Origin of the sequence: Thioalkalivibrio sp. AKL12, from assembly GCF_000377925.1 — a bacterium.
Taxonomy (GTDB): Bacteria; Pseudomonadota; Gammaproteobacteria; order Ectothiorhodospirales; family Ectothiorhodospiraceae; genus Thioalkalivibrio; species Thioalkalivibrio versutus.
Genome location: NZ_KB898890.1, coordinates 76,680 through 103,028, shown reverse-complemented (window position 1 = coordinate 103,028; position 26,349 = coordinate 76,680). Strand labels below are relative to the sequence as shown.

The window sequence follows — 26,349 nt, the reverse complement described above, 5'->3', positions numbered from 1 at the left end:
CGTCGGCCTTTGGGACCTGATCGGCGCGAGAGGTTCCCGCGCGGAGTCGGTGAATCAGCGTCTTCTTGAAGGCTGCCTCCGAGGGTAGCGCGTTTGCGCGGGCGAAGGCACACGGCCCGCATGCGGAACGTGCGATTCCGGCCGGGTTTCCCTACCATTCGCGCATGGATGTCTCCCCCCTGCTCGATTCCCTCAACCCGGCCCAGCGCGAGGCCGTGGCCGCCCCGCCGCATCCGGTGCTGGTCCTGGCCGGCGCCGGCTCCGGCAAGACCCGCGTGCTGGTGCACCGCATCGCCTGGCTGATTGGCGTCGAGGGCGTGGCGCCGCACAGCCTGCTGGCGGTCACTTTTACCAACAAGGCGGCGGCCGAGATGCGCGGGCGCATCGAGTCGTTGCTGGGGCACCCGGCCACCGGGCTGTGGGTCGGGACCTTCCATGGCCTCGCCCACCGCCTGCTGCGCCAGCACTGGCAGGAGGCGAAGCTGCCGCAGGCCTTCCAGATCCTCGACTCCGATGACCAGCTGCGCATGGTCAAGCGCGTGCTGCGTGCCCTGGAGCTGGACGAGTCGCGCTGGCCGCCCAAGCAGGCGCAGTGGTACATCAACGCGCGCAAGGACGAGGGCTCGCGCCCGGAACACCTGCCGGATACCGGCGACCCGGTCGCCCGCCAGTGGGTACGCGTCTACACCACCTACCAGCAGGCCTGCGAGCGCGCCGGCGTGGTGGACTTCGCCGAGCTGATGCTGCGCTCACTGGAATTGCTGCGCGACAACAAGGCCCTGCTGGAGCACTACCGCACGCGCTTTCGCCACGTGCTGGTCGACGAATTCCAGGACACCAACGACATCCAGTACGGCTGGCTGCGCCTGCTGGCCGGGGACAGCCCGGTATTCGCCGTGGGCGACGACGACCAGTCGATCTACGGCTGGCGCGGCGCGAAGATCGAGAACATCCAGCACTTCCAGAAGGACTACCCGGGCACCCAGGTCGTGCGCCTGGAGCAGAACTACCGCTCCAGCGCCAACATCCTGAACGCAGCCAACGCCCTGATCCGGCACAACTCCGGCCGCCTGGGCAAGGAGCTGTGGACCGAGGGCCACGAAGGCGCACCGGTCCGCCTGTACACCGCGCTGAACGAGCAGGAAGAGGCGCGCTTCATCGCCGAGACCATCGCCCGCCACGTGGACCAGGGCGGGCTGTACCGCGAGTGCGCGGTGCTGTATCGCTCCAATGCCCAGTCACGCGTGCTGGAAGAGACCTTTATCGGCCGGCGCATGCCCTACCGGGTCTACGGCGGCCTGCGCTTCTTCGAGCGCCAGGAGATCCGCGATGCCCTGGCCTACCTGCGCCTGGCCGGCAACGGCGATGACGATGCCGCCTTCCTGCGCGTGGTCAACCAGCCCCCGCGCGGGATCGGCGAGAAGACCCTGGAGGGCCTGCGCCAGGCCGCCCAGGCAGCCGACACCAGCCTGCTGCAGGCCGCCACCCACGCGGTGGACGCCGACGCCCTGCCCGGACGCGCGCGCACCGCGGTCGCCGGGTTCGTGCAGCTGGTCCGCACCCTGCAGCAGGAACTCCCGCGCCAGCCGCTGGCCGATCAGGTGGAACAGGCGATCGAGCGCGCGCAACTGCGCGAGCACTACAAAAAGGAAAAGGGCGAGCGTGGCGAGGCACGGCTGGAAAACCTGGACGAGCTGGTAGGGGCCGCGCGCGCCTTCGACATGAGCAGCACCGCCGAGAGCGAGGAAGGCGAGGGCAATCGCCTGACCGAATTTCTCGCCCACGCCGCGCTGGAGGCCGGCGAGGGTGCGGCCGACCCGCACGAGGACGCGGTGCAGATGATGACCCTGCACTCGGCCAAGGGCCTGGAGTTTCCGCTGGTGTTCCTGACCGGCATGGAGGAGGGCCTGTTCCCCAACGCCCGCTCGCTGGAAGAGCCGGGGCGACTGGAGGAGGAGCGCCGCCTGGCCTATGTCGGCATGACCCGCGCCGAACAGGAGCTGTACCTGATCCATGCCGAGACGCGGCGGCTGTATGGACGCGAGTCCTACAACGTCGCCTCGCGCTTCATCAACGAGATCCCCGAGGGCGCGCTGGAAGTGCTACGCCCGCAGGCCTCACCCTATGGCGCGGGCCGCTTTGCCGCGGCCCGGAACAAGACGGCGGGCTTCGGGGCCATGGATGCACAGGCCGCCGAGGCCTCCGCGGCGGGCCTGGCGATCGGCGCACGGGTGCACCACGCGAAGTTCGGCGAGGGGCTGATCACCCAGTTCGAGGGTTCCGGCAACTCGGCCCGGGTCCAGGTGAACTTCGCCCACGCCGGCTCCAAGTGGCTGGTGCTGAGCTTCGCCAAGCTCGAAGTCCTGTAATCCACGGCTGAACGGCACGCCCGACGCGGCCTTCCTGCACCACGAAGGGCACGGAGAAAAAGGACTCGAGGGGGTATCGCGCAAGGCCGGCGCATCCTGCCCGCGATGCCCCCCGTAGCGCACCCACCCCTGGCCGTCTTCGGACCTTCGTGGAGACACTAAAAAGCCCCGCCGAGGCGGGGCTTCGGGTCAAGCATGCGAAAGGCCCTTACTCGATCTTGATGTAGGCGAAGCCTTCCTCGTTCTGCAGCTCGGCCACGCGCACCACACCCGAGGGCACGAAGTTGACGTGGTCATAGATCAGGTCCTCGTCCAGACCGATCTGCGAACGGGTGATCTCGCACAGCTCGAGCTTCACACCGTGGGTGCTGGCGAGGCTCATCAGGCGCCCACGCAGGGTGTCGCGCTCTTCCTTGAGTTCCTCGTCGGCCTCGAACGGGGTATCGGCCAGGTCGTCATCGGTCAGGAAGCGGATGCCGTGCGCCACGAACACGATGCGCACGTCGGCATCGATAAACTCGTTCTGGTAATGCGTCATCATGTTGTTGATGCTGGTCAGCATCGCAGAGAAGCGGCGCGGGTCGGCGAAGTCGGCGTGATAGACGACCTTGGCCTCCGGCTCGAAGGCCTTGGCCTGCGGCATGAAGGCAATGCTCGCCAGCAGGAGCGCCGCGAACAGCAGGGCCATGGCCGGTGCTGTAGCCGGTGCGGCCCGAAGGGTTTGGTTGAATCGATTCATCCTGTTCTCCTTTGAATGGCTTTCTTTCTTCTACAGTAGACGCATGGACGGCCCCAGGCCATCCCCATCACGCGCAGGACCCGGTTGACGCTGGAGTGCCCCGGGGGTATGCTCTGCCGCCTTTCCAGAACCTAGCGATTTAACGCGAGGGAAGTACTTTGGCAAATATTGCTTCTGCCCGTAAGCGGGCCCGTCAGGCGGTCAAGAACCGCGCCCACAACATGGGGCTGCGCTCCCGTTTCCGTACGGCCATGAAGGCCGTGCTGAAACCGCTGCACAAGGGCGATGCCCAGGCAGCCGCCGAGGCCTACAAAGAGGCCGTTCCGGTGATCGACAAGACCGTGAGCAAGGGCCTGATTCACCGCAACAAGGCGGCTCGCCACAAGAGCCGCCTGAACGCCCGCATCCGCGATCTGGCCCAGGGCTAAGCCCCCGGGTTCCGGGCCGGCATTGCCGGCCCGGCGGTTGCAGTGAATCGAAAAAGCCGCTCCCCGATCTCGGGGTGCGGCTTTTTGTGTGGGCGAAATTCGTGAAGGCCAGGGATACGCTGATCCATTCCGCGCCCCCTGCGCGCGCGTCCACCAGCGCGTCTTCAGGGCTGGAACACCCGCGCCTCGCCCTCGCCGCGCGGATCGGAAGCCGCCTCCAGGCGACCCGCCCCGCGCTCCCACAGGATGGCGTGCATGTCACCGAACGGACGCACCTGTGGCACCAGCTGATGCCCTCGCGAGACCAGCTGGCCTCGCAGTTCGGCATCGAACGCCCCGGTTTCGTGTTCCACCCGATCGGGCAAATACTGGTGGTGATAGCGAGGCGCCGCGACGACCTCCTCGATGGATTGCCCCTCGAGCACGCCGAACACGCCGTGCAGGACCATGGTAATGATGCGGCTCCCACCCGGCGTGCCCAGGATCGCCACGCGATCCTCGGTCTCGACGAAGGTCGGGCTCATGCTCGACAACGGGCGGCGCTGCGGCGCGATGGCATTGGCCTCGAAACCGACCAGGCCATAGGCGTTGGGCTCGCCCGGCTTGGCCGAGAAGTCGTCCATCTCGTTGTTCAGCAGCACGCCCGTCCCGGGCACCACGTAGCCGGACCCAAACGGGTAGTTCAGCGTCAGCGTGGCCGCGACCCGGTTGCCCTCGGCGTCGATCACGGAAAAGTGCGTCGTCTCGCGACTCTCGGCCGCGGCCGAGCCCGGAACCTCGGCCTGCGGCTCCACTGACAGCGGCAGGTAGCGGCTGGGCGTGGCCGTGTCGGGATGGATGGTGGCGCGCAGACCGGCTGCGTAGTCGCGTGACAGCAGCCGCTCCAGCGGCATATCCACATGGTCCGGGTCGCCCAGGTACTCGGCGCGATCACGATAGGCGCGGCGCATCGCCTCGATGGTCAGGTGGACGCGCATATCCGGCGCCAGTGCCTCGAGGTCGTAGAACGCCAGGATGTTCAGGATCTGGCCGAGCGCGACCCCGCCGGAAGATGGTGGCGAGGCGGTGGTGATCGTGGCGCCAAGATAGTCCAGACGCACGGGGTCACGCTCGACGACCGCGTACCCCGCCAGGTCGTCCAGAGTCCAGATACCGCCGGCCTCGCGCACGCCGGCGACCAGGCGCTCGGCCAGATCACCGGTATAGAAACCATCACGGCCTTCGTCCGTCAGGCGCCGGAGGGTCACGGCCAAGTCCGGCTGGCGCAGAATCGCGCCTTCGTCCGGCAGGCGACCCGCCTCAAGGTAAATGTCTCGTGCGTCAGCCCCGTCGCGCAGGGCCTGATGACGAAACCCCGCCATCTGCAGGTAGCGGCCGCTGACCGGAACACCGTCCTCGGCCAGACGGATCGCCGGGGCCAGGCTGTCGGCCAGCGAAAGGCGTCCGTATTCCCGCGCCAGGTGATCCATGCCGGCGGGCATGCCGGGGATGCCGGCTCCAAGCACGCCATCCAGCGACAAGCCGTCGATCACCTCGCCGTCGGCATCCAGATACATGTCGCGGTCGGCCGCGGCCGGGGCGGTCTCGCGGGCATCGAGCATCACGCTGCGGTCAGAGGATGCCTCGTACAGCAGGAAGAACCCGCCGCCCCCGAGCCCGGAGCCGTAGGGCTCGGCTACACCCAGGGCAGCGGTAATCGCGACGGCGGCATCGAAGGCATTGCCGCCGTCGCGCAGTACGGCCTCGCCCGCCTCGGTGGCGGCCGGGTGAGCGCTCGCCACTGCGTGCTGCCCCGGGCCAGCCAGCGCCAGCGGCGCCGCCAGCGACAGGGTGACGAAGACCGCGCAGTGCAGGAGCGGGCGGCGCCAATCCATGTCGCGGCCTACTTCGCGGCCATCAGGGCGTCGTACTTGGCCGTCAGCTGCTCGCGGGTCTCCTTGTGATCGGGATCCAGCGGGATGCAGTCCACCGGGCAGACCTGCTGGCACTGCGGCTCGTCGAAATGGCCGACACATTCGGTGCACAGCGTGGGGTCGATCTCGTAGATCTCGTCCCCCGGGTAGATGGCCTCATTCGGGCACTCGGGCTCGCAGACATCGCAGTTGATGCATTCGTCGGTGATCATCAGGGCCATGGGCCGTTCCTCGTATCCAGTGGCGGGGCCCGGCTAGCGTGCTGCGCCGTTTTGTTCGGCCAGCATGCGCGCCACACCGGGGCTAACGAATTTTGAGACGTCGCCGCCCAGTCGGGCGATTTCCCGCACCAGACTGGAGGAGACGAAGCTGTACTCCTCCGCTGGCGTCAGAAACAGCGTTTCGACCTCCGGCGCAAGCTGTCGGTTCATCGCTGCGAGCTGGAATTCATGTTCAAAGTCGGACACCGCGCGCAATCCGCGCAGGATCACGTTGGCCTGCTGCGCATGGACAAAGTGCGCGAGCAGGACATCGAAGCCCTGCACCTCCACGCCGGCGATATCACCTACCGCCTGTTCGGCCAGGGCCACGCGGGTCCCCAGCGGGAAGGCCGGACCCTTGTTGGGACTGGCGGCCACCGCGACCACCACGCGATCGAACAACCGTGCCGCACGCCGCACGATGTCCGTGTGACCGTGGGTGATCGGGTCGAAGGTGCCGGGATAGATGGCGGTAACGGACATGGGCGAAAGGCCGGCCGGGAAAGCCCCCATTAGACCGCAAGCACCACGAACAGACAAAATGCCTTTCGCGCACACCGCGCCCGCCCCAACCAAGGACTGCCCGATGAGTGATGACTACCGCCCCCCGCTCGCCGACTACTGGGACCAGCTCGAGTCCCGCTACGGCGGCGGCTTCAACTTCCAGCAGATCTCGCGCGACGAACTGGCGCAATTGGTGGAGCACCTGCGTCAAGCGGTAAAGAATGACCCGCAGGTCACGGACGTGGAGAAGCAGAACCTGGGCCTGGTGCTCAAGCACGCCGAACAGGCCCTGGAAAAACGCTCGGCCTGACGCAACAGGGACTGTCACTGCGAGCGTTGCGCGGTCATCCACACCCTGCCGATCGCCGCGGGCTTCGCGACTCGCGATGACGGAACCCGTGCGGTCTTACCGCGCGCGTGCCTCGGTCGCCACGCCACAGGGCGGCAGGGCCCGACACTCGGCGCCGCCGTCCGGAGCCTCCGCCGCAGCGCCCAGGGTGCGCGCATACGCTCCCGGTCCCGCCAGATCGGCCGCACAGCTCGCGGCCTCGCGTGCCTGCTCGCCGCATTCGCGGGCGATCAACACGTGCGCGAGGTTGTTCCAGCCCTCGTGGCGGGCCGGGTCGCGCTCGACCAGCGCCCGCAGGGCATTCTCCGCCGCCGGCAGATCGCCCTGGGCAAAGGCCACGTTGGCGCGGCCCACATAGGGGATCGGTTCATCGGGCCAGCGATCCATGGCGGTTTCGTAGCCCATGGCCGCCGCCGCAAAACGCCCAGTCTGTTCCAGTTCGTTGACCGCACGCAGCCAGCGCAGCGGCTGGGCGGTGGCCGGCAGGGTATCGGGGGGCATCACAAGGAAGGCCCAGCGCTCACCCCGCGCCCAGGTGCGCTCGAAGCGGGCAAAGGAATTCACATGACGCTGGATCGGGCCGCTGCGCAGGAAGATCTCCCGATCGTCCAGGTCGTATCCGATAACCACCGCAAAGTGCCATTCCGGGATCAGGGCCACCCCGAGGTTCTGGAACACCACCACCGGGTTGCCCGCCGCCACCTCGCGCAGGATCGCCTCCAGTTGGGGCTCGATACGGTAGGCCACCTGGTCGCGCGCGCGAACCGCCGCGCGCATCTCGGTCTGCAGGCTGCCCGCGCGGGCGGGGATGTAAACCTCTTCGATCAGATCATCCAGCGCGGCGTCGATACCCCGGGCATTCAACGCCGTGGCCAGCGCGGCGGGGCCGCACTGGTATTGCTCCTGGGGAAAGAACGGCGTGTCAGCCAGTTCGACGCGCGCCGGCAGGTCCGTCGGGCGCTCGCTCGCCAGACCCGCGCTCTGCGGCGCGGTGGCACAACCGGTCAGCCAGAGAAGCGCGGCGAGCGCGAGAAACCCCGTGACTCGCCGCGTCGAGATGGACCCCATGCAGGGCGTGGCTTAGCGGGACGGTCCGACAAACGAGAAGATGTCGGTCACACCCACCGCATCCAGGATCACGAACACCACGAACACGATGGCGACCACACCCAGGACGCTGGCCGCGCCAGCCGGGTCGGTCTCCATGTGCGCCTCCAGCTGCGCCAGTTCGTCATCGGTCAGGCGGGCCACACGCTGCTCGGCACGTTCGGGATCAACCCCCATCTCGATCAGCTGCGCGCGAACCTCGGCGTCATTGAGCTGTTCCAGCAACTGGGCACGGGTGTCGTCCGCGCTGGCCTGCTGGATCATGCTGCCGGTATCCAGCATGCCGACATCGGCGAATGCCGGGGTGGCGGGCAGCAGGGTCAGGGCCAGCGCGACCAGCAGTGCCGCGGGTGCGGACAGAACTCGACGGAACGAATGAACGCTCATGGGCAGACTCCTTGAAATCGGTGAACGGTTGTTAGAAGTGTAGCCCGCCAGAACCGCGAATTGACCGGCCGCAAACGAAAATCGCGGCCGGTTTCACACGTCTGTCAGCTTTCGTCGGGGGCGTCGACCACCTTGATCTCGTACTCCAGGACCTCGACACCACGCGCCCAGGCCCCGCCGCACACGGAGTTGTCGCGCGTGCGCTCCTGGGTCTCGCCCGGACCCAGGGTGCGCCACAGGCGGGTCGTCGTGCGCACGTCGTCTTCCAGCTCTCCGGGGCAGTTGTAGGCGGTCTTGGTGACCCGGACTTCCAGCCAGTCATCCGTGTTGTTGGTCGCGCGCCACTGTCCGCGCACATTGGCGCAGCCGTATTCGTGCATGCGGTATTCGAAGGCGACCTCGTCCGGCGAACCGTCCGCCGGGGCGAAGTAGGCGCCCTGGGCCGCGACCTGGCCGGGCGCGACAAACGCGGCGGCCAGCACACTGGCAGCGGTCAGGGCGAGAGTGCGATTGAGAATGCGCGAGTACATGATTTCCTCCATCCGGGATCCGGTTGTGGGCCCGTCTTGCGCGGGCTTGGCAGAGAATAGACGCTGGCCAGACGGCGTTTGTGCCGATTCCGGTTGTCTGGCGGGGTTTTTCCCGCCAGCCCCGGTCGTTGGCTCCCATCCTCGCAAACCGAGCTGAAACGCATATGAACGAGATCGTGCCCGATTCGACCCTGACCTGCCCGGAATGCGGGCACCAGAAGACGGAAACGATGCCCACCGACGCCTGCCAGTGGTTCTACGTATGCACCGGCTGCGGGGCCCTGCTCCGGCCACTTCCAGGGGACTGCTGCGTGTTCTGCTCCTACGGCACCGTGCCCTGTCCGCCCATCCAGCAGGAGGGCCCGGGCGGCTGCTGCGCCTCGTCATGAGGCCGGCGCGCGTGACCGCCGCCCTGGGACGCCTGCGCGGCGACTTCCCGCTGGAACAGCGCCTGCGGGATGCCCCCGAAGCCGTGCGCGCCGCCTATCTCGAAGTCCTGGAACGCTGGCGCCAGCGCGGACGGCCACCAGAGGCCCGGGAGCTGGATATCCGCGCGCTGGAGCGACTGGCCGCGCTGGATGCCGTGGCGCATCAGGCCCAGGGTCTGGGCTGCTACCCGTACAGCGCCGCACCGGAGCGGATCACGGTCAGCGTCGCCGGGCGCGGTCCAGTCGCCGCGATGTGCGCCATCGACGCGCTGGCCATCCCGATGCTGAGCGGCGCGCATAGCCAGCTCGAGGCGGCTTGCAGCCACTGCGGCGCGGCGCTCAGCCTGGAATCCGGGCCCACCGCGGTTGCGGATACGGCCTCCGTGTGGGTGCATTACCGGCCGCGCCGCACGGACAACACCCCGTGCTGCACCAGCCTTTGTGAGGGCATCACCTTCGTCTGTGCGCGTTGTGCACCGGCCGAACACGCGGACTATCTGCGCGTCGACGAGGCGGACAGGGTCGCCCGGCAGTTCTTCGCCTTCCAGCGGGCCTGGCTGGACGCCGACGCCCACTCGCCCGGAAATGACTAGTCGGTCTTGACCTCGAACGGAGGGCAACGCTTGGGCAGCAATTCGCCCCGGATGCGCGGGTAGCAGGGCAGGCCCTGGTCGAACGGCGGGGCGTCCTCGCCCTGGATCAGCGGGCGCAGGTAATCGCGCGCGGCCTGGGTGATGCCGTAGCCGTCCGGGGTGATGTACTCGCGCGGCATGCCCTGCTCGACGTCGGCCACGGTCTCCAGCGGGGTAAAACCGATGCTCCAGCGGTAGGGATCGTTGGAATCGCGGCGGATGATCGGCATGAAGGCATCCTCGCCGGCCACCACGCCCTCCACCGCCGCACGGCCACAGGCATAGGCCTGCTCCACGTCCACCTTCGACGCGATATGCCGCGCGGAGCGCTGGATATAGTCGACCACCGCCCAGTGCAGCTTGTGTCCGGTCTGTTCGCGGATCAGCTCGGCCAGGCGCGGGGCGGCGCCGCCCAGCTGGGTGTAGGCATACACATCATGGCTTTGTGCCACCGAGAACAGGGTGCCATCCGGATTCTTCAGACCCTCGGAGACCACCACCACACAGTAGCCGTGACGCTCGATCGTCCGGTTCAGGTGCTCGAGAAAGTCGTCCTGGTCAAACAGGGTCTCGGCGAACAGGATCAGCATCGGCGGCTGGCCATCGAACTCCTGCGCCAGTGCGGCGGCGGCCGCCAGCCAGCCCGCATGCCGACCCATTACCTCGAGCACGAACACCTTGGTGGAACTGGTGTGCATGGACTCGACATCCAGACTGGCCTCGCGCACGACCGTGGCGATGAACTTGGCGGCGGAGCCGAACCCGGGGCTGGAGTCGGTCACGGCGAGATCGTTGTCGATCGTCTTGGGCACGCCGATCGCCTTGATCGGGAAGCCCATGCGATCCCCCATCCTGGCGATCTTCAGCGCGGTATCCATGGAACCGCCGCCGCCGTTATAGAAGAAGGTGCCGATGTCATGGGCGCGGAAGACCTCGACCAGGCGTTCGTACTGCTCCGGATCCTTGTCAGGATCGCCCAGGTCGAAACGGCAGGAGCCGAACGCCCCGCCGGGGGTATGACGCAGGGCCGCGAGGGTCAGCGGGTCCTCCTGATCCAGGTCGATGATCTCCTCGCGCAGGACACCGAGGATGCCGTCGCGCGCCGCATAGATCTTGCCGAAATGGGCCGGATGGGCGCGCACCGCCTCGATCACCCCCCAGGCGCTGGCGTTGATGACGGCGGTAACCCCGCCGGACTGGGCGTACAGCGCGTTTTGCGGCATGCGAATCTCCCTTGTGGATACAGCCCCGGATGCCATGCACGACAAGTGCCAGCCCGCTCAAGCCATGAACTACCCGACGGATCGGCCCATCCGGGTGCTTTTGCTACACTATGCCGGTTAAGACACTCAGCGCACCGGGGCCGTTCGCCCCGTCATGGTGCTCACGCACCTCGATTGCGCGGTGTCACCCGATTCACAACAGCATCAGGATTGCATCATGCATATCGGCACGACTTTGACCAACTACATTATCGAGACCCAGCGCGGTATCCAGGGCGCGACCGGCGAATTCACCGGCCTGCTGAACGATATCTCGGTGGCCTGCAAGAAGATCTCCGACCTCGTCGACAAGGGTGACCTGGTCGGCGTTCTCGGCTCCGCCGGCTCCGAGAACGTGCAGGGCGAGACGCAGAAGAAGCTCGACATCATCACCAACGAGGTGTTCATCGAGGCCCTGGGCCACAACGGCCACGCCGCCGGCCTCGCCTCCGAGGAGATGGACGAGATCTGCGAGATGCCGGCCGGCGCCCCGCGTGGTCATTACCTGGTCCTGTTCGACCCGCTGGACGGCTCCTCCAATATCGACGTGAACGTCTCCGTCGGCACGATCTTCTCCATCCTGAAGGCGCCGGAAGGCGTCTCCGATCCGAAGACCGAGGATTTCCTGCAGCCGGGCACCAAGCAGATCGCCGCCGGCTACTGCCTGTACGGTCCGTCCACCATGATGGTGCTGACCACCGGCAAGGGCGTGCAGATGTTCACCCTGGACAAGGACTTCGGCGAGTTCCTGCTGACCAAGGACAGCGTGCAGATCCCGGAAGACACCGAGGAATTCGCGATCAACATGTCCAACAGCCGCTTCTGGGAGGCCCCGGTCAAGCGCTACATCGACGAATGCCTGGCCGGCAAGGAAGGCGCCCGCGACAAGGACTTCAACATGCGCTGGGTGGCCTCCATGGTCGCCGAGGTGCACCGCATCCTGTCGCGCGGCGGCGTGTTCATGTACCCGATGGACTCCAAGATGCAGGCCAAGGGCACCGCCGGCAAGCTGCGCCTGATGTACGAGGCCAACCCGATGAGCTTCATCATCGAGCAGGCCGGCGGCGCCTCCACCACCGGTCGCGAGCGCATCATGGATATCAGCCCCACGGGCATTCACCAGCGCGTGCCGGTAGTCCTGGGCGCGAAGAACGAAGTGGAGCGGATCACCCGCTACCACAACGAGGGCTAAGAACCCCTCGCGCCTCGGGCACCCCGATGCGCTCCCCAAGGCCCGGCCCCGCAAGGCGCCGGGCCTTTTTGTTGCAATCAAGGACAACGCGGATGGGCTCGGACAAGCGCTGCCCAATCCGAACGGACGTGACGGATGACAGAGCCCTCGGATAAACGACCAGACGCCCCGACCCGGGGCGAAGCCTTTCGTTACTGGCTCAAGCTCGGCTTCATCTCGTTCGGGGGTGCCGCCGGGCAAATCGGGATGATGCACGAGGAGCTGGTGGAACGGCGTCGCTGGGTCTCCGAGAACCGCTTCCTGCATGCGCTGAACTACGCGATGGTCCTGCCCGGCCCGGAGGCGCAACAGCTGGCGACCTATCTCGGCTGGCTCGTGCACGGCACCTTCGGCGGCCTGATGGCGGGGCTGCTGTTCATCCTGCCCTCGCTGGTCCTGATCACCGGGCTGTCCTGGGTGTACCTGGCCTTTGGCGACGTGCCCACGGTGGAGGCCGTGTTCTACGGCATTAAGCCGGCGGTGATCGCAATCATCGTCTATGCCGGCTGGCGCATCGGCGGACGCGTGTTGAACAACGGCCTGCTATGGCTGATGGCCGTTGCGGCGTTCCTGGCGATCTTTGTGCTCAACATCCCGTTCCCGTACATCATCATCGCCGCGGGGCTGCTCGGCTGGCTGGGCAGCCGGGTCTGGCCGGAACGCTTCCGCAGCGGCGAATCGCACAGCGCCGGCAGCCACAAGGCCACAGGGCCGGCCGTGGTGGACGACGACACCCCACCCGCGCCCTGGATGCAGTTTCGCTGGTCGCGGGTGTTCCGCTTCCTCTTGGTCGGCCTGGGCCTGTGGGCCGCGGTGTTCGGTTTGCTGCTCACGGTATTTGGCTGGGACGCCACGCTGACCCGCATGGGCCAGTTCTTCACCCAGACCGCGTTGGTGACCTTCGGCGGGGCCTACGCGGTGCTGCCATATGTCTATCAAGGCGGGGTGGAGACCTACGGCTGGCTGAGCCCGACCCAGATGATCGACGGGCTCGCGCTGGGCGAGGCCACGCCGGGGCCGCTGATCATGGTGGTCACCTTCGTCGGCTTCATCGGCGGCTGGACCCAGGCGTTTCTCGGCCCGGATCAGGTACTGCTGGCCGCCTTGCTCGGGGCGCTGGTCGCGACCTTCTTCACCTTCCTGCCGTCGTTCCTGTTCATCCTGGTGGGCGCGCCCCTGGTCGAGCGCACCCGGGGCGATCTGCACTTCACCGGACCGCTGACCGGCATTACCGCCGCCGTGGTCGGGGTGATCGTGAACCTGGCCGTGTTCTTTACCTGGCACGTCCTGTGGCCTGCCGGCTTCGAGGGCACCTTCGAGTGGTTCTCGGCCCTGCTCGGCATCGCCGCCTTTATTGCCCTGGCCCGTTTCCGGGTGGGCATCATCCCGCTGATCCTCGTCTGCGCCGTGCTCGGCGCCGGGTATCGGCTCCTGCTGTAGGCACCCTGGCCTGCCGGGCCAGGCGAAAGGCACCGATCAAACCACTCGGCCCTCCAGGGTAGCCGCAGCCTCGGTATTCGCCGCCAGCACCTGCAGGTTGGTCACCGTGTGGTCCGCGATGTTGGTCAGCGCCTCGCGAGTCAGGAAAGCCTGGTGGCCGGTGACCAGCACGTCGTCGCGCTGCATCAGCCGCGCCAGGCGGCGATCGGGTAGCCCGGCGAGCGACCAGTCGCGGAAGAACAGCGAGGCCTCGTTCTCGTACACATCCATCGCCAGCCCGCCGAGCTGACCGGACTCCAGCGCGGCCTCGGCCGCATCCGTATCAACCAGCGCCCCGCGGGCGGTGTTGATCAGGAAGGCCCCGCGCGGGAGCCGCGCCAGACTGTCACTATTGATCAGGTGGCGGTTTTCGCGAGTCAGCGGACAGCTGAGGCTGAGCACCTCGGACTGCGCCAGTAGCGCGTCCAGCTCGAGGTACTGGACGCCCGCGGCCTGCAGCTCGGCGTTCGGATACGGGTCGTGCGCCGCCACCCGGCAGCCGAAGCCCAGCATGATGCGCGCAAAGGCCTGGCCGATGCGGCCGGTGCCGACGATGCCCACCGAGCGGCCAACGAGATCGAATCCGGTCAGGTGATCGAGGCGAAAATCACCTCGCCGCGTGCGGTCCCAGGCGAGGTGAACGCGCCGGTTCAGCGTCATCAGCAGGGCGACGGCGTGCTCCGCAATCGCGTTCGGGGAATAGGCCGGCACCCGCGCCACGCGCACGCCACGCTCGCGGGCGCGGTCGATATCCAGGTTGTCGTAGCCGGAACAGCGCAGCGCCACCACATGCACCCCGTGATCGGCGAGCCCGTCGATCACGCGCCGGTGCAAGTCATCGTTGGTAAAGACGCAGACCGCATCCGACCCTGTGGCAAGGTGCACCGTCTCTGCGGTCAGGCGTTCGGCATGCAGGAGAGGCTTCATGTCCGCCGCTTGAAAAGCAGGGAGCAGAAACTCGCGATCGTGTTGCTGAACACTGAATACGGTGACCCGCATAACGTTCTCTCTAATCCATAGGTTGAATAAGGGCTCGCGTAGTACCTGCGCACGCTAGGTCCCCAAGGGGTTTCCCAACGATGCCTCGTTCCGGTGTTTGCGCATGAGGGAGGAACCGGCCCTGGGCAGCGACGATGCGCGTGCCCCCATGGAACCGCCCCCGAGACCGGACGATGGCACCAGCATAACGCAGGATCGGGCGCTGTCACGGGCAGACTCCAACCCCCTGGTGGCTTTGTCAGACGAGGTCGCGGGGGATCTTCACGTCCCAGTTGCGGGCATAGACGCGACGCTCGCCCTCGTACGCATCCAGCTGGGCGTGGATCTCGAAATCGGTGGGGCTCGAGGTAAGCACCGTTCGGGTTACCGTGCGCACCGCCCAGTCGCCGCGTCGGAAGCCGCGCTCCCATAGGGTCTCCCCACGCACCGAGTTGAAGTCGTCACCCTGGTAGCTGTACCACTCCAGCGCCTTCCGCTGCATCTCCAGGTTCAGGTCGTCCAGCCGTACCGTCCCCGCATCGTTGGTCACCGCGAGAGTCGACTCGTCCTCCGCCAGGTCGCGAATGACCCGCCAGTTGTGCAGCTGCGGCGTTAGCTGATGGGTTTCCGTCGAGGGAGGCCCGCCCTCGGGGAGCGGGAAGGCGATTCGGGCATCCATGTCTTCGCGCGGCGCGCGACGGGGCAGAAGCAGACGGCTCGCGCCCGTCATGAGCCGCAGCCGGACCGGCCGCGGCGCCGGCCATGCCAGCGGGAAATACGAAGTCGACAGCGATAGCCGGATGCGATGTTCTACCGGGAAGCGCTGGGCCACGTCGTTGAACTTGACCCGGACGCGGTAGGTTTTCCCGGGCTCCAGGGGTTGCGGGGTCTCGGCGTCTTCGCGGTGGGTCAAGTTGAGCAGCCCGTAGGTGACGCGGGTCGCCTTGTCGTCAGCGGCAACATCGGACAACCGCGCCGCAACCATTGCGACGGGCTGGTCGACACTCAAATCCAGCTCCAGCATCGCGGCGCCGAGGACCTCCAGGGGCTCTTCCAGCGGGGCGCTGGTGAACACCAGGGCACCCCCATCCTCTTCGCGCTGGTCATGGGGCAGGTCCGGGGTCGCGGCATACGAGCACCACTTGCCAGCAAACAGGCCCACACTCAGCGGCGACTGCAGGGTCATTTCGCGTTCCGGCGCGACAGCCGATGCCCTCTCCAGCCGCCCCGGCCAGGCCAGGGTCAACGGTTCGAACTCCACGTTCGCCGAGGGCCAGTGTGGTTCGCCTACCCAGCGCCCAGGGCGCTCCTCGTAGCGGGTGGTCGGCGGGACGCTGTCCTGCATCCAGACCCTCAGCATGGGTTCGTCCATGATCCCGTTCTGCTCACCCTTCAGCCAGCGGTCCCACCAGCGCAGACATTCCTGCAGGAAACCGATGGCCGGGCCCGGTACACCCTGATGCGGATACTTGTGGCTCCAGGGGCCGACCAGACCCAGCCGCGGCCCCTGGAGGTTGGCCAGCAGGCGAAAGACCGCATTGGAGTAGCCGTCGGCCCAGCCACTGACCGCCATCACCGGGGCTCGCACCGCGGACCAGTCTTCGCAGATCGAGCCATGCTTCCAGTAGTCGTCGCGGCGCTGGTGGCGCAACCACTTCTCCAGCCACAGCCCGCTGCCCTCCAGGCGCTGGAACCACATCTCGCGCCAGCGTTCGCCCACGATCTCCGGATCCGGCGGCAGGGAGTTGTAGGCAAACATGGTCGAGGCCCAGGACAGGTTGTCCCCCAGCAGGCAGCCGCCCATGTGATGGACGTCGTCGGCGTAGCGGTCATCGGTGGAACACACACTGACCACGGCCTTCAGCTCCGGCGGTTGCAATGCCGCGATCTGCAGGCCGTTGAAGCCGCCCCAGGAGATGCCGATCATGCCCACATTGCCGTTGCACCAGGGCTGTTCACCCATCCAGCGCAGAACCTCCACGCCGTCGTCCAGCTCCTGCTGCAGGTATTCGTCCTCCAGCACCCCCTCGGAGTCACCGGACCCGCGCAGGTCCACCCGCAAACAGGCGTAACCGTGACCGGCAAAGTAGTGATGCATCGCGTCGTCGCGCAGCCGGGTGGAATCACGGCGGCGGTACGGGATGTATTCCAGGATCGCGGGTACCGGCTGCTGTTCGGCGCCTTCGGGGCGCCACAGTCGGGCGGCGAGACGCGTGCCGTCAGCAAGCGGGATCGGGATGTATTCCTCGACCTCCACCGCGCAGGGAAAGTCGTGGACAACGTTCATGACTGTACCTCGCCCGGGGGTGTGGCGGGCTCGAACTCCATGGGTAGCCGCTCCATCACGCGTGTGTAGATCCGCTCCAGTTCGGTGTTGTCCGCGGCCCCGATAAACAGGGTTGCGACCTCGTAGGAGTAGCTGTCCTGATAACAAAGCTGCGACAGCAGCATGCCCTCCTCGACTTCGATCTGTACGACCACACCGGGGAACTCGGCCTCGACGGCCGCGATGTCCGCCGGCGTGGGCATCCGCACGACCCGTGCATCCTGGTACCGGCGAACCATGAACTTGGCCGCACATCGGAAGGCCCCCTGGCGATGGGGCATCGTCGGCGCGCGCCCTAAGCCCAAATCAATCATCACCTGATGGTGATAGCAGCCATCCACCATCCGGAACAGCGGGGCATGAGACTTGGAGATGCGGGTGTTGATCTCCAGCAGCCAGATCCGGTCCGTGGCCTCATCCCAGTAGAACTCCACGTTGAACGGGGCGCAGTCATAGCCCACCTGCCGGATCACGCGGTCCGCTATCTCCTCCATCCGTGCCTGTACCGTCTGCGGAAGGATGGACGGGTACTGGTAGCGGGAGAATGAGGAGCCGGCCGCACCCTCGCGCAGGGAATCGACAGCACCGTAAATCCGGACCGCGCCCTGCCAGGCATACCCCTCCAGGGTGCACTGACGCCCCTCCGATATCAGCGCCTCGGCAATGCAGTGATTGCCATCGACCCCGGCCACCTCCGGAGGCAGTGTCGCGTGCCCCAGGACATGGTTGAAGGGCTCGCCGAAGCGGCCGATCTCCCTGCGGATCCGCTCCATGGCACGCCGGAAGTCGTCCACAACGTCGATGCGAAAGCCGAGGTAGGAGAGCACCGATTTCACCGGTTTGATCCAGAACGGAAAATCCAGGGTGACCTCGCGCAGGGGATCGTCGGCAAACGGGTTGACCGCGCAGAAGGCCGGGATGTGTTCGGGTGCAACGCGGGCCTGTTCAAGCCGGCTCCAGTACTTGTGCTCGCACTTCAGCACGCTTTCCAGGGTCGGCCCCGGCAGGTCCCTGGCCTGGCGCAGGAGGGGCAGGATCGTGCTGACCGGAAAGTCCCAGAAACCGACCACGGCATCCGCCGTGCCTGGAAACTGGCTCAACCGTTCGCGACCCTCGATCAGGATCCGACGCACCGGAAACCGGGCGCAGGGCTTGACCTCCTCGCGTGTGAACAGTGCGTGGAAGGCATAACCTTCCGCCCCAGGCAGGGTCTGGAGCTGGCCCAGATGGAAGTCGTCCAGACCGACCACGAAGATGTTGTGCCTCGCCGGCGCATTCATAACTGGCATCGTTTTCCCCGGACAACGGGTCGCCAGGGCCGCACACCGCCCTCCATGGAGTGTGGCAGGTATCCGGGTTATTACCAGCCCGGGATGTCGCTGGATCGCGCCACGCTCTTGCCGCACTATGGACGGGTGTGGGGCCTTGCCGTACCGAGCGGCTCGCCCAAGGGCCAGGAGCCGTCTGTGGAAGTGATCGCACCACAAGCCGTGGATACGCTGATCCGCCTGCTGAGCGGCGACGGCTACGAGGTGGTGGGGCCGACACGGCGCGATGGCGCGATCGTCTACGACCGGGTGGGCGGCCTCGAGGACCTGCCGGTGGGCTGGACCGACGAGCAGGCCCCCGGGCACTACCGCCTGCGCGAACGCGACGACGACGCGCTGTTCGGCTACGTGGTCGGGCCGCATTCCTGGAAGAAATACCTGTTCCCGCCCGAGGAGACCCTGTTCCGGCTGACCCGCCAGCCGGACGGCAGCTTCGTGACCGAGCCCGGCACCTCCGACGCGCCGCGCCGTGCCTTCATCGGCATGCGCGCCTGCGAGCTGGCGGCGATCGACGTGCAGGACCGGGTGTTCCTCGGCCAGGCGGTGCAGGACCGCGGCTATGCCGCCCGCCGGCGGGACCTTTTCATGGTTGCGGTCAGCTGCGCCGAGCCGGGCGGAACCTGCTTCTGCGCCTCCATGGACACCGGCCCGCGCGCCCGCGAGGGATTCGACCTGGCGCTGACCGAGGTGATCGACGCCACCCAGCACTTTCTGGTCGCCGAGGCCGGGTCCGAGGCCGGGCGCGCGATGCTCGACCGGCTCGATCCGCGCCCGGCCAGCGATGCCGAGCAGGCCGCCGCCGAGCGGGTGTGGGCCGAGGCACCGGAAAAGATGGGCCGGCAGATGCCGGCGGATGCCCACGAGGTGCTCAACCGGGCCTTCGAGCACCCGCGCTGGGAGGAAACCGCCGAGCGCTGCCTGTCCTGCTCCAACTGCACCCTGGTCTGCCCTACCTGCTTCTGCTCGCAGGTCGAGGAGGTGCCGGACCTGGAAGGCCAGCGCACCGAACGCGTGCGGAGCTGGGATTCCTGCTTCAACCAGGAACACTCGCACCTGGTCGGCGGGCCACACCGCGAGTCCGTGGCCGCGCGCTATCGCCAATGGATCACCCACAAGCTGGCCACCTGGCACGACCAGTTCGGCACCTCCGGCTGTGTCGGCTGCGGGCGCTGCATCACCTGGTGCCCGGTGGGGATCGACATCACCGAGGAAGTCACCGCGGTGCGCCGCGACCCGGAGGGCCGGGGATGAACGAGCTGCTGGCCATCATCGAGAAAGAGCCCTTCTTCGAGGATATGGCGCCGGAGCACCGGCGCCTGCTGGCGGCCTGCGCGGCGAAGTGCAGCTATACGGCCGGCACCCGGCTGATGCGCGACCACGAGCCGACCGAGACCTTCTGGCTGATCCGCGAGGGCCAGGTCGCGCTGGAGAGCCCGCTGCGGGAAGGCAGCGTGGCGTTCCAGACCCTCGGGACGGGAGACATCCTCGGCTGGTCCTGGCTGCTGCCGCCGTACCGCGCCAGCTACGATGCGCGGGCGGTGACGGACATCCATACCCTGCGCTTCGATGCCGGCGTGCTGCGCGAACGTATGGAGGCCGACCCGGCGTTCGGCTACGTACTGATGAAGCACTTCGCCGCGCTGATCGTCCAGCGCCTGCAGGCGGCGCGGTTGCAGGCGCTGGATATCTACAGCCACGGAGGGCCCGGCCATGGCAACTGACGCGGTTGCAACCCTGCCGGATCAGGCGATGGCGCCAGAGCCCTGGCGCATCCACTCGGTGCGCCGCGACGTGGCCAGCAACGAGGTCTTCAGCTGGACGCTGTACCCCGAGCCGGGGGTGGAGCCCGGCGCCGCGCCGGCACCCGGGCAGTTCAACATGCTCTACCTCTTCGGCGTGGGCGAGGTGCCGATCTCGGTCTCCGCGATCACCGACGACGGCGGCATCGTGCACACCATCCGTGCGGTGGGCAGCGTGACCCGCGCGATGCAGGATCTGGAGGCCGGCACGGTGGTCGGCCTGCGCGGGCCGTTCGGCACGGCCTGGCCGCTGGAACAGGCGCGCGGGCGCGACCTGGTGCTGGTGGCCGGCGGCATCGGCCTGGCGCCGCTGCGGCCGGTGATCCACGCGGCGCTGGAACGCCGTTCGGAGTTCGGGCGCGTGGTGGTCTGTTACGGCGCGCGCTCGCCCGGCGACATGATCTTTCGCGACGAGCTGGACGCCTGGGCCGAGCGGGATGATGTGGATCTGCGCATCACCGTGGATCGCGGCACCGCCGCCTGGCGCGGCGATGTCGGCGTGGTCACCCAGCTGGTGGATCGTGGCGGCTTCGACCGGCGCAACACCCTGGCGATGACCTGCGGCCCGGAGGTGATGATGCGCTTCACCGCGTCCGCGCTGGAGCGCCGCGGCCTGAAGCCGGAGGACATCTATGTCTCCATGGAGCGCAACATGCGCTGCGCGGTGGGCTTTTGCGGCCACTGCCAGATCGGGGCGCATTTCGTCTGCCGCGACGGCCCCGTGTTCCCCTACCCGGTGATGGAACCGGCCTTCCGGGTACGCGAGCTATGAGTCGGGAAAAGCCCACCCTGGCGGTGTTCAAGTTCGCCTCCTGCGACGGCTGCCAGCTCAGCCTGCTCGACTGCGAGGACGAGCTGCTGGCGGTGACCGACCGGATCCGGATCGCGCACTTCCCCGAGGCCACCCGCACCCGCATCGACGGGCCCTGGGACCTGACGCTGGTGGAGGGCTCGATCACCACGCCGGAGGCGGCCGAAGAGATCCGCCAGATCCGCCGCGCGTCGAAATTCCTGGTGACCATCGGCGCCTGTGCCACCGCCGGCGGCATCCAGGCCCTGCGCAACTTCGCCGATGTCGAGGCGTTCACCCGTCAGGTCTACGCCCACCCGGAATACATCGAGACCCTGGCCACCTCGGATGCGATCAGCCAGCACGTGCCGGTGGACTTCGAGCTGCGCGGATGCCCGATCGACAAGTACCAGCTGATCGAGGTCATCAGCGCCTTTCTCTACGGCCGGCGCCCGCAGGTCTCCAGCGCCAGCGTCTGCGAGGAGTGCAAGCGGGCCGGACAGGTCTGCGTGATGGTCGCCCATGGCACGCCCTGTCTCGGCCCGGTCACCCACGCCGGCTGCGGCGCGTTGTGCCCTGGTTGCAACCGCGGCTGTTATGGCTGCTTCGGGCCCAAGGAGACGCCCAACGCGCCGGGCCTGTCCGGCCAGCTGGAGACCCTGGGCATGGACCGCGCCACGCGCGTGCGCTTCTACCGCACCTTCAACGCCGGCGCCGACGCCTTCCGCGAGGAGAGCGAACGTCAGGAGAGCGGCGCGGCACCGCCCGAAGAATCAGGAAACCGGCCATGAGCGAGACCCGCACCATCGAAGTCGACTACCTCGCGCGCGTGGAGGGCGAGGGTGCGATGTACGTGCGCACCGAGGGCGACCGCGTGGAGGAGGTGAAGCTGTCGATCTTCGAGGCCCCGCGTTTCTTCGAGGGCTTCCTGCGCGGACGCGACTTCCGCGAGGCCCCGGACATCACCGCGCGCATCTGCGGCATCTGCCCGATCGCCTACCAGCTGGGCGCCTCGCTGGCAATGGAGGACATCTGTGGCATCACCGTGGACGGCGTGCTGCAGGACCTGCGGCGGCTGGCCTACTGCGGCGAGTGGATCGAGAGCCACGCCCTGCATGTATTCATGCTCCACCTGCCGGACTTCCTCGGCTATCCGGATGCGGTCACCGCCGCGAAGGACCACCCGGATATGGTGCGCAACGGCCTGCGCATCAAGAAGATCGGCAATTCCATCCTGCGCCTGCTGGGCGGGCGCGAGATCCACCCGGTGAACCTGCGCGTCGGCGGCTTCTACCGCGCGCCGTCGCCGGCCGAGGTCGCGGGGCTGGGCGAGGACCTGTCCTGGGGCCTGGAGGCCTCCTGCGAGGTCGCCGAATTCCTCGCCACCCTCGACTACCCGAACCTCGAACGCGACTACGAGTTCGTGTCGCTCGTCCACCCGGACGAATACCCGATCACCCACGGGCGCCTCGGCTCCAGCAGCGGCCTGGACGCGGCCATCCGCGACTACGACGACATCTTCACCGAGGAACACGTCGCCCACTCCAACGCCCTGCACAGCCACCGCTCGGACTCCGGCGAACCGGTGTTCATGGGCCCGCTGGCGCGCTTCGCCCTGAACCGCGAACGCCTCACCCCGCGCGCCGCCGAGCTGGCCGAGCGCGCCGGGCTGGGCGCGGCCTGTCGCAACCCCTTCCGCAGTATCCAGGTGCGCATGATCGAGATCGTCCTCGCCTTCGAGGAGGCCCTGCGCCTGGTGGACGGCTACCGGGCCGCGCCGGCCGAACCCGCGTTGCCGGTCACCCCGCGCGCCGGCACCGGCTTTGGCGCCACCGAGGCCCCGCGCGGCATCTGCTACCACCGCTACAGCATCGACGACGCGGGCCTGATCACCGACGCCAAGATCGTCCCGCCCACCTCGGTCAACCAGCCCACCATCGAGGCCGACCTGCGCGAACTGGTCCAGACCCACCTCGACCTGCCGGACGACGAACTGCGCCACCACTGCGAGGTCGCCATCCGCAACTACGACCCCTGCATCTCCTGCGCCACCCACTTCCTCGACCTGACCGTCGACCGAAAATGAACGGCGCCCGAAAGAAAGATGCGAGTTTCGGAAGGAACGCATGCGGAAGCCCACCAGACTGAATCAGGAAGAGCAGGAACTGCTCGATGCCTTTGAAGCAGGCGAGTTCGAATCGGACAAGGACAACGAACGCAGGGCATCCATTGTCGAGGCCGCGGAAAATGGATCCCGCAAGACTCCTGAACAAACCCAAGAGGCCTCGGCCGACGATGGAAGATCGGCAGGCAAGGGCCCACTCGTCATCGGCATAGGGAACCCCTGGCGCGGCGACGACGGCGTCGGCCACGCCGTAGTCGAGGCCCTGCAGGGCACCTCGGGCCTCACCACCGCCACCTGCAGCGGCGAGCCCGCCGAGCTCATGGACCTGTGGCAGGGCCACCACCCCGTCATCCTGGTCGACGCCATCGTCACCGGCGCCGCGCCCGGCACCCTCCATCGTCTTGACGCCCGCGAGCCGCTGTCGCGCGGCGCCCGCTACTCCTCGCACGGCATCGGCCTCGCCGAGGCCGTCGAACTCGCCCGTTCCCTAGACGACCTCCCGGAGACGCTCATCGTCCACGGCATCGAACCCGCCCGGCTCGAAGACGGCGCCGGCCTCTCGCCGCAAGCCATCGACGCCATCCCAAAAGCCGCCCGCCGAATCCTCGACGACCTCACACTAGCAACGCCGCCGGATCGCGGTGCCCGGTAACGGCTCCCACACATTCGCAGATTCGGGGCCGTAGCTCGCCTTTCCCGTTCAGCGAGGAGAGAGGAAGAAGGTAAAAGCTGACCGCGTTCGCGCTTCGCGTGCCCCCTTTTTGCGATTGCAGATGGTCAGGTCTATATATTCCGGATAACCCATTTATTTATCGGCGTCACCGATCTCGGTGACGCGATGCCAAACTCGGCTGTTCGAACCTGCTCCATCGATGGATGGTGGTGATGACTAAAAAAAGCAACTCGATGGTCATTGTCGTTGGGGCATCCGCTGGGGGTATGGCTGCATTAAAGACTCTGGTCGCGCAACTTCCGAAGGGTTTTGCGGCACCCATTTTCATAGTCAACCACATGAGCGCGGACAACTCCGGAGAAGCGCTGGTCAAAGCCCTGAGTGAAAGCAGCCCCCTTGCCTGTGTACAGGCGCATGACGAACACGCTTTCAAACCTGGGGGGATTTATCTGGCACCCCCCGACCAACACATGTTGCTTGAGAAGGGAAAGATCCTCATTACCAAAGGTGCCAGGGAAAACCGTTCACGGCCCGCTATTGATCCCTTGTTTCGCTCCGCAGCAGTGGCCTATGGCAACCGGGTGATAGGCATCACCCTGACGGGGTATCTGGATGATGGCACCAGCGGAATGATGGCCATCAAAAGATGCGGCGGAGTCTGCATCGCACAAGATCCCGAGGATGCGTCTTATCCGGATATGCCGCAATCGGTCATCGCGAATGTTGGGGCCGATCACTGTTTGCCGGTATCCGGGATGGGGGCGCTGCTATCCGATCTTTTGAGGAGGGAACTACCGGAAAGCAAGGAGGTTCCGGAAGACATCATGATCGAGGCAGAGATCGCAAAGCGGGTACTGAGCGATTTGCCTTCGGTCGAGGCGCTCGGCGAGCAGGTGCCCTACAACTGTCCCGACTGTGGTGGGGTGTTATGGCAAAAAGAGGAAGGAAGCATCCTGCGCTATCGCTGTCATACAGGCCATGCGTTTACCTCTTCGGTGCTGCTTGCACAACAAAATGAAAAGATCGAGGAAACGCTCTGGGTTGCGCTCAGAATGTTCGAGGAGCGCCAGAATCTGCTCGTAACTATGAGCAAGAATGAAAACAAAACGGCCGCTTCATCGATTTCCCAGCGGGCAAAGGACTCGCAAGTCCACATTGACCGCATTCGTGCCATGTTGAAGGCGACCGACCATGATTCTCACGGCAAAGAGGCGAGATGAACGTTTCCGTCAATCTCGCCGCACGCACCTCGGGCCGGGTGTTGCCCCTCGCCTCGCCATAGTGGCAAACGGCCAAGGATCCGCTGATCCATTCGCACGTTCGCGTTGAGCGTCTCAGATGTGGCCCATCGCCTCCATGGCGCGGGCGACCTTCACGAAGCCGGCGATGTTGGCGCCGACCGTGTAGTTGCCGGGCGCGCCGTATTCCTCGGCCGTTTCGTGGCAGGTGCGGTGGATGTTGGCCATGATCTCCTGCAGGCGCGCCTCGGTGTATTCGAAGGTCCAGGAGTCCCGGCTCGCATTCTGCTGCATCTCCAGCGCACTGGTTGCCACGCCGCCGGCATTCGCGGCCTTCCCGGGGCCAAAGGCGATCCCGGCCTCGCGGAAGGTCTGGATACCCTCCGGGGTGACCGGCATGTTGGCGCCCTCGGCGACCGCGATGCAGCCGTTTTCGACCAGGACCTTGGCGTCCTTTCCGGTCAGTTCGTTCTGGGTGGCACACGGCAGGGCCACATCGCAGGGGACCTCCCAGATACTGCCATTCTCGCTGTACTTCGCGCCCTTCTTGCGCTCCGCGTAGGCACTGATCGGGCCGCGCTCGCGTTCCTTGATCTGGCGCACCAGGTCCAGGTCGAGCCCGTCCTCGTCGAGGATAACCCCGCGGGAGTCGGAACAGGCGATCACCCGGGCGCCCAGCTGCTGGGCCTTCTCCGTGGCATGGATCGCCACGTTGCCGGCCCCGGAGATAATCACGCGCTTACCCTCCAGCGAGTCGTTGCGCGCCTTCAGCATCTCCTGAGTGAAGAAGATCGCCCCATAGCCGGTGGCCTCGGTGCGTGCACGGCTGCCGCCCCAGTCGAGACCCTTGCCGGTGAACACGCCGGCCTCGAAGCGGTTGGTCAGGCGCTTGTACTGGCCAAACAGGTAGCCGACCTCGCGCTGGCCCACGCCGATGTCGCCCGCGGGCACATCAGTGTACTCGCCGATGTGGCGGTACATCTCGGTCATCAGGCTCTGGCAGAAGCGCATGATTTCGGAATCGGAGCGCCCCTTCGGGTCAAAGTCGCTTCCGCCCTTGCCGCCGCCGATCGGCAGGCCGGTGAGGGCATTCTTGAACACCTGCGAGAAGCCGAGGAACTTGATGATGCCCAGGTACACCGAGGGGTGGAAACGCATGCCCCCCTTGTAGGGCCCCAGGGCGCTGTTGAACTGGACGCGGAAGGCCCGGTTGATGTGCAGCTCGCCCTTGTCCTCCTGCCAGGGGACGCGGAAGATGATCTGCCGCTCGGGCTCGCAGATGCGCTGGATGATCTTGAGTTCGGCAAACTCCGGGTACTTCACCAGTACCGGCCCCAGCGTGTCCAGCACGCCATGGACGGACTGATGGAATTCCGTCTCCCCGGCGTTGCGGTGCAGCACTTCCTGGTAAATGGGTTCGAGCTTCTCGTCGAGGCTTCCGTTCATGGATCGCATCCTGATGGTCTGATTCGGA

26 protein-coding genes are annotated in these 26,349 nt (G+C 66.8%); 14 read left to right on the top strand and 12 right to left on the bottom strand.

Features of this window, described 5'->3' with window-relative positions:
• Positions 1 to 164: 164 nt before the first annotated feature.
• The gene (uvrD, locus tag D579_RS0101790; RefSeq protein ID WP_038038012.1) at positions 165 to 2,369 is read left to right on the top strand and encodes a DNA helicase II; all 2,205 of its coding nucleotides are present in this window, start codon (positions 165 to 167) and stop codon (positions 2,367 to 2,369) included.
• Between the two features lie 208 nt (positions 2,370 to 2,577).
• Here uvrD and D579_RS0101785 read toward each other — a convergent pair whose 3' ends face one another.
• Complete coding sequence (locus tag D579_RS0101785) at positions 2,578 to 3,108, bottom strand: DsrE family protein (RefSeq protein WP_018950915.1); 531 nt, start codon at positions 3,106 to 3,108, stop codon at positions 2,578 to 2,580.
• Between the two features lie 158 nt (positions 3,109 to 3,266).
• On the opposite strand from D579_RS0101785, the gene rpsT reads away from it, so the two are divergent.
• A complete protein-coding gene (gene rpsT, locus D579_RS0101780; RefSeq protein WP_019612252.1) occupies positions 3,267 to 3,536 on the top strand; it encodes a 30S ribosomal protein S20 in 270 nt (89 codons plus the stop codon).
• Positions 3,537 to 3,700: 164 nt separating this feature from the next.
• Here the strand turns inward: rpsT and ggt are convergent, their stop codons facing one another.
• The 3 genes from ggt to coaD are packed head-to-tail and all read right to left on the bottom strand — an operon-like array spanning position 3,701 to position 6,192.
• Entirely contained in the window at positions 3,701 to 5,410 is a 1,710-nt protein-coding gene (gene ggt, locus D579_RS0101775) for a gamma-glutamyltransferase (protein WP_018950914.1), read from the bottom strand.
• A gap of 8 nt (positions 5,411 to 5,418) precedes the next feature.
• On the bottom strand, positions 5,419 to 5,670 hold the full coding sequence (locus D579_RS0101770; protein ID WP_018145021.1) for a YfhL family 4Fe-4S dicluster ferredoxin: 252 nt from the start codon (positions 5,668 to 5,670) through the stop codon (positions 5,419 to 5,421).
• Between the two features lie 33 nt (positions 5,671 to 5,703).
• Entirely contained in the window at positions 5,704 to 6,192 is a 489-nt protein-coding gene (gene coaD / locus D579_RS0101765) for a pantetheine-phosphate adenylyltransferase (protein WP_026289416.1), read from the bottom strand.
• Between the two features lie 103 nt (positions 6,193 to 6,295).
• On the opposite strand from coaD, the gene D579_RS0101760 reads away from it, so the two are divergent.
• Positions 6,296 to 6,523 carry a hypothetical protein gene (locus tag D579_RS0101760; RefSeq protein WP_018937461.1) on the top strand — a complete coding sequence of 76 codons (228 nt, stop codon included), beginning with the start codon at positions 6,296 to 6,298 and terminating at the stop codon, positions 6,521 to 6,523.
• Positions 6,524 to 6,619: 96 nt separating this feature from the next.
• Here D579_RS0101760 and D579_RS0101755 read toward each other — a convergent pair whose 3' ends face one another.
• The 3 genes from D579_RS0101755 to D579_RS0101745 all read right to left on the bottom strand — a co-directional run bounded on the left by D579_RS0101755 (position 6,620) and on the right by D579_RS0101745 (position 8,598).
• Positions 6,620 to 7,630, bottom strand: coding sequence for a PA2778 family cysteine peptidase (locus D579_RS0101755; RefSeq protein WP_018950912.1), 1,011 nt, complete (start codon positions 7,628 to 7,630; stop codon positions 6,620 to 6,622).
• Positions 7,631 to 7,642: 12 nt separating this feature from the next.
• Positions 7,643 to 8,056 carry a PA2779 family protein gene (locus D579_RS0101750; protein WP_018145017.1) on the bottom strand — a complete coding sequence of 138 codons (414 nt, stop codon included), beginning with the start codon at positions 8,054 to 8,056 and terminating at the stop codon, positions 7,643 to 7,645.
• Between the two features lie 104 nt (positions 8,057 to 8,160).
• Positions 8,161 to 8,598, bottom strand: coding sequence for a hypothetical protein (locus D579_RS0101745; protein WP_018145016.1), 438 nt, complete (start codon positions 8,596 to 8,598; stop codon positions 8,161 to 8,163).
• Positions 8,599 to 8,750: 152 nt separating this feature from the next.
• Here D579_RS0101745 and D579_RS14485 point away from each other — a divergent pair, with 152 nt between their 5' ends.
• Both D579_RS14485 and merB read left to right on the top strand, forming a co-directional pair.
• Positions 8,751 to 8,975: a GDCCVxC domain-containing (seleno)protein gene (locus D579_RS14485; protein WP_026289415.1), complete on the top strand. Its 225-nt coding sequence runs from the start codon at positions 8,751 to 8,753 to the stop codon at positions 8,973 to 8,975.
• Positions 8,972 to 9,607, top strand: coding sequence for an organomercurial lyase (gene merB, locus D579_RS0101735; protein ID WP_018950911.1), 636 nt, complete (start codon positions 8,972 to 8,974; stop codon positions 9,605 to 9,607). Before D579_RS14485 ends, merB begins: the two co-directional genes overlap by 4 nt.
• Here the strand turns inward: merB and D579_RS0101730 are convergent.
• The gene (locus D579_RS0101730) at positions 9,604 to 10,869 is read right to left on the bottom strand and encodes a 6-phosphofructokinase (RefSeq protein ID WP_018145013.1); all 1,266 of its coding nucleotides are present in this window, start codon (positions 10,867 to 10,869) and stop codon (positions 9,604 to 9,606) included. The genes merB and D579_RS0101730 overlap by 4 nt on opposite strands.
• Positions 10,870 to 11,086: 217 nt before the next feature.
• On the opposite strand from D579_RS0101730, the gene D579_RS0101725 reads away from it, so the two are divergent.
• Complete coding sequence (locus D579_RS0101725) at positions 11,087 to 12,100, top strand: class 1 fructose-bisphosphatase (protein ID WP_018168849.1); 1,014 nt, start codon at positions 11,087 to 11,089, stop codon at positions 12,098 to 12,100.
• 135 nt (positions 12,101 to 12,235) lie between these two features.
• Entirely contained in the window at positions 12,236 to 13,579 is a 1,344-nt protein-coding gene (chrA, locus tag D579_RS0101720; RefSeq protein WP_018950910.1) for a chromate efflux transporter, read from the top strand.
• A gap of 36 nt (positions 13,580 to 13,615) precedes the next feature.
• On the opposite strand, the gene D579_RS0101715 is transcribed toward chrA, so the two are convergent.
• The 3 genes from D579_RS0101715 to D579_RS0101705 all read right to left on the bottom strand — a co-directional run bounded on the left by D579_RS0101715 (position 13,616) and on the right by D579_RS0101705 (position 18,202).
• Positions 13,616 to 14,617, bottom strand: coding sequence for a 2-hydroxyacid dehydrogenase (locus tag D579_RS0101715; RefSeq protein ID WP_018937466.1), 1,002 nt, complete (start codon positions 14,615 to 14,617; stop codon positions 13,616 to 13,618).
• A 238-nt stretch (positions 14,618 to 14,855) separates the two neighbouring features.
• Positions 14,856 to 16,883 carry a CocE/NonD family hydrolase gene (locus D579_RS0101710; protein WP_018950909.1) on the bottom strand — a complete coding sequence of 676 codons (2,028 nt, stop codon included), beginning with the start codon at positions 16,881 to 16,883 and terminating at the stop codon, positions 14,856 to 14,858.
• Positions 16,880 to 18,202, bottom strand: coding sequence for an acetyl-CoA carboxylase biotin carboxylase subunit family protein (locus tag D579_RS0101705; protein WP_018950908.1), 1,323 nt, complete (start codon positions 18,200 to 18,202; stop codon positions 16,880 to 16,882). The genes D579_RS0101710 and D579_RS0101705 overlap by 4 nt, the downstream gene beginning before the upstream one ends.
• Positions 18,203 to 18,388: 186 nt before the next feature.
• On the opposite strand from D579_RS0101705, the gene D579_RS0101700 reads away from it, so the two are divergent.
• The 7 genes from D579_RS0101700 to D579_RS0101670 all read left to right on the top strand — a co-directional run bounded on the left by D579_RS0101700 (position 18,389) and on the right by D579_RS0101670 (position 24,857).
• A complete protein-coding gene (locus D579_RS0101700; protein ID WP_026289414.1) occupies positions 18,389 to 19,501 on the top strand; it encodes a 4Fe-4S dicluster domain-containing protein in 1,113 nt (370 codons plus the stop codon).
• Complete coding sequence (locus tag D579_RS0101695; RefSeq protein WP_018950906.1) at positions 19,498 to 19,971, top strand: cyclic nucleotide-binding domain-containing protein; 474 nt, start codon at positions 19,498 to 19,500, stop codon at positions 19,969 to 19,971. The genes D579_RS0101700 and D579_RS0101695 overlap by 4 nt, the downstream gene beginning before the upstream one ends.
• The gene (locus D579_RS0101690; protein WP_018950905.1) at positions 19,961 to 20,821 is read left to right on the top strand and encodes an FAD/NAD(P)-binding protein; all 861 of its coding nucleotides are present in this window, start codon (positions 19,961 to 19,963) and stop codon (positions 20,819 to 20,821) included. Before D579_RS0101695 ends, D579_RS0101690 begins: the two co-directional genes overlap by 11 nt.
• On the top strand, positions 20,818 to 21,630 hold the full coding sequence (locus D579_RS0101685; protein ID WP_018950904.1) for an oxidoreductase: 813 nt from the start codon (positions 20,818 to 20,820) through the stop codon (positions 21,628 to 21,630). Before D579_RS0101690 ends, D579_RS0101685 begins: the two co-directional genes overlap by 4 nt.
• Complete coding sequence (locus D579_RS0101680) at positions 21,627 to 22,925, top strand: Ni/Fe hydrogenase subunit alpha (RefSeq protein WP_018950903.1); 1,299 nt, start codon at positions 21,627 to 21,629, stop codon at positions 22,923 to 22,925. Before D579_RS0101685 ends, D579_RS0101680 begins: the two co-directional genes overlap by 4 nt.
• Positions 22,926 to 22,965: 40 nt before the next feature.
• Complete coding sequence (locus D579_RS0101675; RefSeq protein WP_018950902.1) at positions 22,966 to 23,616, top strand: hydrogenase maturation protease; 651 nt, start codon at positions 22,966 to 22,968, stop codon at positions 23,614 to 23,616.
• Between the two features lie 233 nt (positions 23,617 to 23,849).
• Positions 23,850 to 24,857, top strand: a complete 1,008-nt coding sequence (locus tag D579_RS0101670; protein ID WP_018950901.1) for a chemotaxis protein CheB — start codon at positions 23,850 to 23,852, stop codon at positions 24,855 to 24,857.
• 114 nt (positions 24,858 to 24,971) lie between these two features.
• Here the strand turns inward: D579_RS0101670 and gdhA are convergent, their stop codons facing one another.
• Positions 24,972 to 26,321: an NADP-specific glutamate dehydrogenase gene (gene gdhA / locus D579_RS0101665; RefSeq protein ID WP_018950900.1), complete on the bottom strand. Its 1,350-nt coding sequence runs from the start codon at positions 26,319 to 26,321 to the stop codon at positions 24,972 to 24,974.
• Positions 26,322 to 26,349: the final 28 nt, after the last annotated feature.

What these genes read in the sequence shown, in the direction of transcription:
- D579_RS0101725 (WP_018168849.1), top strand. Translation starts at nt 11,087, where the DNA reads ATGCATATCGGCACGACTTTGACCAACTACATTATCGAGACCCAGCGC.
- D579_RS0101745 (WP_018145016.1), bottom strand. Translation starts at nt 8,598, where the DNA reads ATGGAGGAAATCATGTACTCGCGCATTCTCAATCGCACTCTCGCCCTG.
- uvrD (WP_038038012.1), top strand. Translation starts at nt 165, where the DNA reads ATGGATGTCTCCCCCCTGCTCGATTCCCTCAACCCGGCCCAGCGCGAG.
- D579_RS0101695 (WP_018950906.1), top strand. Translation starts at nt 19,498, where the DNA reads ATGAACGAGCTGCTGGCCATCATCGAGAAAGAGCCCTTCTTCGAGGAT.
- chrA (WP_018950910.1), top strand. Translation starts at nt 12,236, where the DNA reads ATGACAGAGCCCTCGGATAAACGACCAGACGCCCCGACCCGGGGCGAA.
- D579_RS0101670 (WP_018950901.1), top strand. Translation starts at nt 23,850, where the DNA reads ATGACTAAAAAAAGCAACTCGATGGTCATTGTCGTTGGGGCATCCGCT.
- ggt (WP_018950914.1), bottom strand. Translation starts at nt 5,410, where the DNA reads ATGGATTGGCGCCGCCCGCTCCTGCACTGCGCGGTCTTCGTCACCCTG.
- D579_RS0101680 (WP_018950903.1), top strand. Translation starts at nt 21,627, where the DNA reads ATGAGCGAGACCCGCACCATCGAAGTCGACTACCTCGCGCGCGTGGAG.
- D579_RS0101730 (WP_018145013.1), bottom strand. Translation starts at nt 10,869, where the DNA reads ATGCCGCAAAACGCGCTGTACGCCCAGTCCGGCGGGGTTACCGCCGTC.
- D579_RS0101755 (WP_018950912.1), bottom strand. Translation starts at nt 7,630, where the DNA reads ATGGGGTCCATCTCGACGCGGCGAGTCACGGGGTTTCTCGCGCTCGCC.
- D579_RS0101685 (WP_018950904.1), top strand. Translation starts at nt 20,818, where the DNA reads ATGAGTCGGGAAAAGCCCACCCTGGCGGTGTTCAAGTTCGCCTCCTGC.
- D579_RS0101710 (WP_018950909.1), bottom strand. Translation starts at nt 16,883, where the DNA reads ATGAACGTTGTCCACGACTTTCCCTGCGCGGTGGAGGTCGAGGAATAC.
- D579_RS0101750 (WP_018145017.1), bottom strand. Translation starts at nt 8,056, where the DNA reads ATGAGCGTTCATTCGTTCCGTCGAGTTCTGTCCGCACCCGCGGCACTG.
- D579_RS0101675 (WP_018950902.1), top strand. Translation starts at nt 22,966, where the DNA reads ATGCGGAAGCCCACCAGACTGAATCAGGAAGAGCAGGAACTGCTCGAT.
- D579_RS14485 (WP_026289415.1), top strand. Translation starts at nt 8,751, where the DNA reads ATGAACGAGATCGTGCCCGATTCGACCCTGACCTGCCCGGAATGCGGG.
- D579_RS0101715 (WP_018937466.1), bottom strand. Translation starts at nt 14,617, where the DNA reads ATGCGGGTCACCGTATTCAGTGTTCAGCAACACGATCGCGAGTTTCTG.
- D579_RS0101690 (WP_018950905.1), top strand. Translation starts at nt 19,961, where the DNA reads ATGGCAACTGACGCGGTTGCAACCCTGCCGGATCAGGCGATGGCGCCA.
- D579_RS0101705 (WP_018950908.1), bottom strand. Translation starts at nt 18,202, where the DNA reads ATGAATGCGCCGGCGAGGCACAACATCTTCGTGGTCGGTCTGGACGAC.
- D579_RS0101760 (WP_018937461.1), top strand. Translation starts at nt 6,296, where the DNA reads ATGAGTGATGACTACCGCCCCCCGCTCGCCGACTACTGGGACCAGCTC.
- D579_RS0101785 (WP_018950915.1), bottom strand. Translation starts at nt 3,108, where the DNA reads ATGAATCGATTCAACCAAACCCTTCGGGCCGCACCGGCTACAGCACCG.
- merB (WP_018950911.1), top strand. Translation starts at nt 8,972, where the DNA reads ATGAGGCCGGCGCGCGTGACCGCCGCCCTGGGACGCCTGCGCGGCGAC.
- coaD (WP_026289416.1), bottom strand. Translation starts at nt 6,192, where the DNA reads ATGTCCGTTACCGCCATCTATCCCGGCACCTTCGACCCGATCACCCAC.
- gdhA (WP_018950900.1), bottom strand. Translation starts at nt 26,321, where the DNA reads ATGAACGGAAGCCTCGACGAGAAGCTCGAACCCATTTACCAGGAAGTG.
- D579_RS0101770 (WP_018145021.1), bottom strand. Translation starts at nt 5,670, where the DNA reads ATGGCCCTGATGATCACCGACGAATGCATCAACTGCGATGTCTGCGAG.